8 protein-coding genes are annotated in these 8,431 nt (G+C 55.0%); 6 read left to right on the forward strand and 2 right to left on the reverse strand.

The annotated features are described in order from the left end of the window. Nucleotides 1–23 precede the first annotated feature (23 nt). Complete coding sequence (locus B3Z49_RS01300) at nucleotides 24–959, reverse strand: LysR family transcriptional regulator (RefSeq protein WP_296987667.1); 936 nt, start codon at nucleotides 957–959, stop codon at nucleotides 24–26. Between the two features lie 102 nt (nucleotides 960–1,061). Between B3Z49_RS01300 and B3Z49_RS01305 the strand changes: the two genes are divergently transcribed. Both B3Z49_RS01305 and B3Z49_RS01310 read left to right on the forward strand, forming a co-directional pair. Beyond that, nucleotides 1,062–1,382 carry a nuclear transport factor 2 family protein gene (locus tag B3Z49_RS01305; protein WP_296987669.1) on the forward strand — a complete coding sequence of 107 codons (321 nt, stop codon included), beginning with the start codon at nucleotides 1,062–1,064 and terminating at the stop codon, nucleotides 1,380–1,382. Beyond that, complete coding sequence (locus B3Z49_RS01310) at nucleotides 1,382–2,161, forward strand: SDR family oxidoreductase (RefSeq protein WP_296987671.1); 780 nt, start codon at nucleotides 1,382–1,384, stop codon at nucleotides 2,159–2,161. The genes B3Z49_RS01305 and B3Z49_RS01310 overlap by 1 nt, the downstream gene beginning before the upstream one ends. A gap of 25 nt (nucleotides 2,162–2,186) precedes the next feature. On the opposite strand, the gene B3Z49_RS01315 is transcribed toward B3Z49_RS01310, so the two are convergent. Beyond that, the gene (locus B3Z49_RS01315; protein WP_210516269.1) at nucleotides 2,187–2,642 is read right to left on the reverse strand and encodes a MarR family winged helix-turn-helix transcriptional regulator; all 456 of its coding nucleotides are present in this window, start codon (nucleotides 2,640–2,642) and stop codon (nucleotides 2,187–2,189) included. A gap of 220 nt (nucleotides 2,643–2,862) precedes the next feature. Here B3Z49_RS01315 and B3Z49_RS01320 point away from each other — a divergent pair, with 220 nt between their 5' ends. The 4 genes from B3Z49_RS01320 to B3Z49_RS01335 form a co-directional block, all read left to right on the forward strand. Beyond that, entirely contained in the window at nucleotides 2,863–3,651 is a 789-nt protein-coding gene (locus B3Z49_RS01320; RefSeq protein WP_296987676.1) for an alpha/beta fold hydrolase, read from the forward strand. Between the two features lie 293 nt (nucleotides 3,652–3,944). After that, nucleotides 3,945–6,110, forward strand: a complete 2,166-nt coding sequence (locus B3Z49_RS01325; protein ID WP_296987677.1) for a methyl-accepting chemotaxis protein — start codon at nucleotides 3,945–3,947, stop codon at nucleotides 6,108–6,110. A 314-nt stretch (nucleotides 6,111–6,424) separates the two neighbouring features. Next, complete coding sequence (locus B3Z49_RS01330) at nucleotides 6,425–7,915, forward strand: SulP family inorganic anion transporter (RefSeq protein ID WP_120223700.1); 1,491 nt, start codon at nucleotides 6,425–6,427, stop codon at nucleotides 7,913–7,915. Between the two features lie 25 nt (nucleotides 7,916–7,940). Beyond that, nucleotides 7,941–8,431, forward strand: a 491-nt coding sequence (locus tag B3Z49_RS01335) for a universal stress protein (protein WP_296987683.1), incomplete at its 3' end; no start/stop codon positions are given.

The following is an 8,431-nucleotide window of genomic DNA, read 5'->3' on the forward strand; positions in this document are numbered from 1 at the left end:
AGCACTCTGGCCAACAGCCTTGGTCAGAGTGCAATTGGACTGACAATCGGCTTATTTGACGCAGCGCCCCGCCCCAGTTCTCGGGCGAGCGCAACGAAGGCCTTGTGCCCGGCCGACAAATTTCGCCGTCCGGGATAATAAAGACACAGCTCGGAAAAAGGCAGCGTCCAGTCGTCAAGCACGCGCACAAGGTGCCCTGCTTCGATGTCCGCAAGGACATCACGCTCCATAAAACAGCCAACCCCAATACCTTCCAGAACCGCCGCACGTGCAAGGCTTGCCTCGTCCAGTGTGATGGGGCCATTCACGTCAATCTGAACGGCTTCACCGTCTTTCTCAAACCGCCATCTGAAAACAGACCCGTCAGGCAACCTCACACGGATGCATTTATGGTTCAGTAGATCCGGCGGAACCATTGGCCTTTTGCGATCCTTGAAATAATCGGGGGATGCAACAATGGCATATTGCTGAACACGACCAAGTGGCACTGCGATCATGTCGCTGGGAATCAACCCCGAAACCCGCACCCCCAGATCGAAACCTTCCGCGACGATATCGACCAGTCGCCCTTCGGTCACCAGATCAACATGCATGTCCGGAAACCGGCGAAGATATTCGAATACAAGTGGTGAAATCACCTCACGCGCCGCAAAAGGGGCCGCATTGATACGGATGGTCCCTGAAGGCGTCTCTCTTTGCGAGCGAACCACTTCCAATCCATCATGGATGTTCTGAAGCGAAGGACCGACCTGGTCGACAAACAGCCTGCCCGCATCCGAGAGCGAAACGCTTCGTGTAGTGCGGTTAAACAACCTGACACCCAGACCAGCCTCAAGCTTGCTGATTGCATGGCTCAAGGCTGTCGTCGAAACCCCCATATCAATAGCCGCACCGCGAAATGTGCCGCGTTTGGCAATTGCCATGACAGCTTCCAGATCGTTCAAGACGATACGTTCCATTGTCCCGATTTTTTCATCTCTACATCAATTATTGTCCGTATTGTTAGTACAATGAATCCGGATTATCTGTCGAGATATAAGTCACCGTAAGGAGTGAAAGCGATGGATATGATTGATGCTGTACAGGCATATTTCGATGCCGATCGAAACCAAGATCCTGACATTCTGACAAAAGTGTTTTGCACGGATGCAATCGTTCACGACGAAGGCGAACGTCACGTTGGATCGACCGAAATCCAGAACTGGTGGCTGGCAGCGAAGGCAAAATACAACCATGTCGCCGAGCCTCTTGAGACAGAGACAACCGGTAACAAGGTCACGGTTCGCACCAAGGTAAGTGGAAATTTCCCAAACAGCCCGGTGACGCTGAACTACGTCTTTCGCATCAAGGACGGAAAGATTGCCGAGATGGGGGTGAAATGATGTCAGATTTTCTTACCCTGAAAGGAAAGCGCGCCCTTGTTACCGGCGGGACAAAAGGTGCAGGCCTCGCAACATTCAAGCTATTGCGCGAACTGGGTACAACCGTTCTGACCACAGCGCGCACCCGTCCGGAGACGTTTGCTGACGATCATTTTATCGAAGCGGACCTGACCACCGACGACGGTTGCCTGTCAGTGGCAGAGGCAACAAAACAGCGCCTTGGCGGTGTGGATATTATCGTCCATATGCTTGGCGGTTCATCCTCACCTGCTGGTGGGTTTCGCGCGTTGTCTGATGATCATTGGCATCAGGAACTCAACTTGAACCTGTTTCCCGCCGTTCGACTTGATCGGCATTTGATCCCAGATATGATCACCCGGGGACAAGGCGTCGTCATTCACGTGACCTCAATCCAACGCGAGCTCCCACTGCCGGACTCAACAACGGCCTACGCCGCCGCAAAGGCTGCTTTGTCGACCTATAGCAAGGCGCTTTCAAAAGAAGTCTCTCCCAAAGGTGTTCGCGTCATGCGCGTCTCACCGGGCTGGATAGAAACAGAAGCCGCCATGCACTTGGCAGAACGCCTGGCCGAACAAGCAGGCACCGACTATGACGGTGGCAAAAAGATCATCATGGATGCACTTGGCGGCATCCCACTGGGTCGCCCGACAAAACCCGAAGAAGTCGCCAACCTGATTGCATTTTTGGCATCTGATCGTGCCGGTGCCATAACCGGTACGGAATATGTCATTGATGGCGGCACGGTTCCGACGGTTTGAAGACCATGCGATCAAAACGTGCCGGTTACCAGTCCACACCGTTCTGGTAGATCAGATCACGGAGTTGCTTTGTCTTGCTGTTCAGATCCGCAAGCTCATCCGGGCTCTGACCAGAGGCCTGTAACAGCGCAGCACCAAGGCAACCTGCTTGATCACGAAGCGCCAATCCGGCGGGTGTTAGCGTAATCAGAACCTGTCGTTCGTTATCCGGGTTTCTTTCCCGCCGTACCATACCGGAACTCTCAAGACGCTTTAACAAGGGTGTCAGCGTACTTGACTCCAATGCCAGTCGATCAGCGATTTGGCCGACGCTCTGGGTGTTTTGCTGCCAGAGGATATTCAGAACCAGATATTGCGGATAGGTCAGGCCAAGTTTGTTCAACAACGGCTTATAGAGCCGTTGGATCGCAATCCCTGCGGAATAGATCGCAAAGCATAGTTGATCTTCAAGGGGCACGGGAATGTTGGATTCTTCCGACAAAAGAGACTCCTTTCTGGCACCTGATCTCAAGGTTTATTCACGATAATATATATCGCGATAATTATTTTCTGGACAAGAGAATTAATCCAACCTAATAGTTATCGAAATAACATTTATCGCGATAACTATTAAGCATCCCACAGCCCGTCGCAAAGCGACATCCAACACTGCGCTGCTTTCGACATTCGATAATAACACTGACCAGAAAAGGATTACGGAAATGAAGAACAAGATATTGAACATCGCCGCTGCCATCGCATTGTCCTTGGTATCCGCAACATCTGCGCAGGCAGACGACAAGACCGCTGACGGCAACAGCATTCGCAATGTCGTGCTCGTTCACGGGGCATTCGCCGATGGAAGCGGCTGGCGCGGCGTTTACAATGATCTGACGGCGCGCGGGTACAACGTAACCATCGTACAGAACCCGCTTACGTCTTTGGCCGACGACGTTGCCGCAACAAAGCGCGCCCTTGATCGTCAGGATGGACCGACTGTTCTCGTCGGGCATTCGTGGGGCGGAACCGTCATCACCGAAGCAGGCGCAGACCCCAAAGTTGCCGCACTCGTTTACGTCGCGGCCCTCGCGCCGGATGCTGGTGAAACGACAGGCCAGCTCTATGAAGGCTATACAACGCCGCCGGAATTCGTCCTCGATGTTCACACCGACGGTTATGCGTTTGTTGAACCCGAAAAGTTCAAACAGGGCTTTGCAAATGACGTCAGCGATGCGGATGCCGCCTTCATGCGGGACTCACAGGTTCCAATCAACCTCAAGGCATTTGAAACCAAGCTTCAAAACGCCGCCTGGAGAACAAAACCGAGCTGGGCTGTCTATGGAACCGAGGACAAGGCATTCGATCCCGAAATGCTGGCCGCGATGGCCGAACGGATCAACGCCAAGGTCACCAAGGTTTCCGCCAGTCATTCTATTTTCATGACCCAGCCGAAAGTGGTCGCAGACACAATTGACCAAGCCGCCAAAGCAGCCAAAGCAGCCAACCAGTAACATTTGGTCTATCCCGGACGGGAGCAGGTAACAGTCCCTCACTTACCTGCTCCTACCGACTTTACATTTGGGCTTTTTCAGCAGGCCAAACGTATCTTCGCAGTTCTTCGTGCCCGTACCCGCAGATTTCCCTAATACAATCACTCGTAATTGCAAAGGTCACCGAGTTTTCGGAGGCCTTTTTACCTTAACCCGACTCACATCCTGGACACATCTATGTGAATTCGCCGGATCGGATTTTTGCTTTACTGAGTAATTGAACACTCATTCCAGAAATCGGTCAGGAGGGTCTGGTGTCGTTCCTTGCCTCTATGTCTTTGCGGCGCGTCATCCCGACGACAATCGCCATTTTGGCAATCGTCGCTGCTGCCACCACGGCCCTTTCAAGTTATCTGATTGCGCGCGATGCGCTGAACATGGGGGCCACCGAAAAGCTCTCCGCCGTTGTGAGTGCGCGGCAAAGCGAACTGGATGGCTATTTCCGATCCATTGAACAGGATCTGGTGTTACAGTCTTCGAGCCCTGCGCTGCGCCAATCGATCACTATTTTTGATTTTGCTTGGTCCGATCTGGGCAGCAGTGCAATGGCAACTTTGCACGATCTCTACATCAAGCAAAATCCACATAACGCTTCTGAACGAGACATGCTCGACAAGGCGGCGGATGGCTCAACCTATTCTGACATTCACAAACAGTATCACCCGTGGCTTCGCCAATTGCGGCGCGAACGTTCCTATGGCGATATCTATCTGATCGGGACGCAGGGCAGTGTCCTTTACAGCGTCTCGAAAACTGACGATTTCTCAATCGACCTTAACCAGGATGCCTATGCATCGACCGGTTTGGGGCGGGCCTTTGTCGCTGCCAGCACTGCAGAGCCGGGAACCGTCAGTTTCATCGATTTCAGCCAGTATACCCTTGCCGATGGTCAGCCTTCTGCCTTTATGGCAGCCCCCGTCTATGACGAAGCGGGCAGCAACCTGATCGGCGTTATGGCCGTTCGTATTCCGGTAGACCGCATCAACAATACATTGCAGGGCGCACAAGGCCTTGGGGAAACGGGCGATACGTATCTTGTCGGTGCAGATGGATTGATGCGCAACGACACCCGCCTGATGAGCGAACCAACCAGCCTTCGGCGCGAAATCCGCGCAGCCCCGGTTGACCGCGCCCTTGCTGGTGAAACAGGCACCATGACGGTTGATGATTTCGGCGGGACAGAGGTGGTCTCGGCATATACCCCGCTGGAAATCCTCGGCTCCCGGCTGGCACTTGTTGCAACAGTTTCCGCCGATGAAGTGTTCGCACCGACGATCAACATGCGCAATGCATCCTTGCTGATCCTTGTCATCGTTGCGGCCATTGCCACCATTGTCGGTTGGTCTTTGGGTCGGGGCATCACGCGCCCGCTGACCCATGCAGTAAGCATGATGGAACAGCTCGCCGCGGGGAAACTCGACGCCGAAATTCCCCCGACCAAAGGCAACAATGCCATTGCGCGCATCATGCAGGCCTTGGCCAATTTCAAACAAAGCTTGCTGGAAAATGATCGCCTGACCCGTCAGCGCGAAGAGGAAAACCGCGAAAAACTTGAACGCGCTACCGCCGTTGCAAATGCGGTCGATACCTTCCGCACCCGTGCAGACAATGTTGTTCAGGCGCTGTGCCATGCATCGGAATCGATGGGCAATACGGCCAATGTTATGTCCGGTGCAGTTTCTGATACAACCCACCTTGCAAGCGGTGTGGTCACCATTGTCGAACGTGCTTCTGACAACATCAATTCCGTCGCCAGTGCGGCGACGCAACTGTCATCCTCGGTCGCGGAAATCGGCGATCATGTCCGCACCTCAAGCACCATCGCCCAAGGTGCCGTCACCCGAACCGAACACAGCAACCGTCTGGTCCAAAGCCTGTCGGAAAGTACGGTCAAAATCGGCGAAGTCATCACGCTGATCAGTGATATCGCATCCCAGACCAACCTTCTCGCCCTCAATGCGACGATCGAGGCCGCCCGGGCGGGTGAAGCCGGCAAAGGTTTTGCCGTGGTCGCCAACGAAGTCAAAAACCTTGCCGCGCAAACCAGTCGCGCAACCGGCGAAATCAGCGAGCAGATCCTGGCCATTCAGGAAGCAACCCAGGAATCCGTGACAGCCATGCGCGATATTTCCGAGGTCATTGATGAAATCAACTCGATCTCGAACACGGTGGCGCAGGCTGTCACCCAGCAGGGTGAAGCCACCAGCAATATCGCGCTTCGCGCCCGCGACACCGCACAGGGCACACGCGAAGTCCTCGACAGCATCAATGGTGTTCAAAGTGCTGCCTGCAAAAGTGAAAACGCAACCCGCGATGTAACCAACGCAGCAGATGAGCTTTCCGTTCAGGCGGCAAATCTGCGCAGCGAGATCGACCTGTTCCTCGCAGCGATCCAGATCGACGAGCGCGCCACCGGCTAGCAACATCGGCAAAAGTTTTGTGGCCTCCGCCAAACTGCGCCTGCCGGGACTTCGTTGCCCGGCAGTTTTTTTATCCGTCCGGCGCTTGCCAAAATGCCTTGGCAAATCCGTGTCACGGTTGTGCCAATCTTTAAATTGGTATAGGTACAGCCTGCTGCGATGCAGCAACGAACGGGATGGTCTTGGGGAGACCTGTCGCTGAATTTCCGGCTGACGGATCATGAAGACCGCCTGATGACATTCCAGCCCGCAGGACAATCAATCGGCAGATCTGGCGATTGCGCGGTCGGGCTTGACCGAGACGGAGATTTTCTGTGAATAGCGATTTTCTGCCGCGTTTGCGGGCTGAATGGCTTGGCAACATTCGCGCCGATGTGCTTTCGGGCCTTGTCGTTGCGCTGGCCCTGATCCCAGAGGCGATTGCCTTTTCCATCATTGCCGGTGTTGACCCGAAGGTCGGGCTTTATGCCTCCTTCTCGATTGCCGTGATCACCGCCATATTTGGCGGCCGTCCGGGCATGATTTCGGCGGCAACCGCCGCCACCGCCGTTCTGATGGGATCGCTTGTCCGTGAACACGGGCTGGATTACCTGTTGGCCGCGACCGTTCTGGCCGGTGTCATTCAAATGCTGGCCGGTGCGCTTCGTCTGGGGTCGCTAATGCGCTTTGTTTCCAAGTCGGTCATGACCGGGTTCGTTAATGCGCTCGCCATTCTGATCTTCATGGCCCAGCTGCCGGAACTGACCAATGTCAGCTATATGACCTATGTGATGGTCGCAGGCGGCCTTGCCATCATCTATCTGTTCCCGCGCATCACCAAGGTGATCCCGTCGCCGCTGATTTGCATCATCGTTCTGACCGGCTTGTCGTTCTTTATCGATGCCGATCTGCGCACCGTGGGCGATATGGGCGCGCTGCCCGATGCCTTCCCGGCAATCTATTTCCCGGATGTGCCGCTGAACCTTGATACCTTCCTGATCATCCTGCCCTATTCGGCGGCGGTCGCGGCGGTCGGTCTTCTGGAAAGTCTGATGACGGCCCAGATCGTTGATGATCTGACCGACACCACGTCCAACCGCACGCGCGAATGCTATGGTCAGGGGATCGCCAACTTCTTTACCGGCTTTATCGGCGGTATGGCCGGTTGTGCGATGATCGGCCAGTCGGTGATCAACGTCAAATCGGGTGGCCGTTGCCGCCTGTCGACCTTCCTTGCCGGGATTTTCCTTCTGATCCTGATTGTGGTTCTGGGCGATCTGGTGGCGATCATTCCGATGGCGGCCCTTGTCGCGATCATGATCATGGTGTCGATCGGGACATTCAGCTGGTCCTCGATCAAGGACCTCAAGGACCATCCACGCAGCTCGTCGATCGTGATGCTGGCCACCGTGATTACCGTGGTGGGGTCGCACAACCTGGCCATCGGTGTTCTGGTCGGTGTGTTGCTTTCGGGTATCTTCTTTGCATGGAAGATCGCGCAGATTTTCCGCGTCACCAGCACGCTGTCGCCTGACAGCACGCACCGCACCTACGAAGTGCGCGGCCAGATCTTCTTTGCCTCGGTCGAAGACTTCACCAAGGCATTTGATTTCCGCGAAGCGCTCGACAAGGTCACGATTGATGTCAGCCACGCGCATATCTGGGACATTTCAAGTGTTGCAGCCCTTGATATGGTCGTGCTCAAATTCCGCCGTGAAGGGGCCGAAGTCGAGTTGATCGGCCTCAATGAAGCCAGCGAGACAATCGTCGATAAACTGGCCATCCACGACAAGCCCGGCGCGCTTGAACGCCTGATGGGCCACTAGGGAAACTGGGAAAGGAAGACGATCCATGACACATCTGATCGCACTGATCGATGGATCAGGCTATTCGCAAAGTGTATGCGACCTGACCCGCTGGGTGGCAGAACGCACCGACGCCTCGGTCGAACTGATGCACGTGCTGGGCCGGCGCAATACCGATTCCGAACCGGCCGACCTCAGTGGCAATCTCAAACTCGGTGCCCGTTCGGCCCTGCTAAAAGAACTGGCTGATCTCGACGAGCAGAAAAACAAGCTCGAACTCAAGCGCGGTCGTTTGCTGCTTGAAGAAGCCAAAACCGGGCTTGAGGAAAAGGGCGTTGCCACCGTCACCACCAAGCTTCGCCATGGCGATCTGATCGAAACCATTGCCGAATTCGAAGGCGATGCCGATCTGATTCTGGTTGGCAAACGCGGTGAAGCCGCCGATTTTGCCAAGCTGCATCTGGGCTCCAACCTTGAACGGGTTGTGCGTTCGGCCAAGAAACCGGTGCTTGTCGCATCGCGTGCGTTCAAGCCGAT

This window comes from Thalassospira sp. UBA1131 (genome assembly GCF_002311515.1).
Lineage (GTDB): Bacteria > Pseudomonadota > Alphaproteobacteria > Rhodospirillales > Thalassospiraceae > Thalassospira.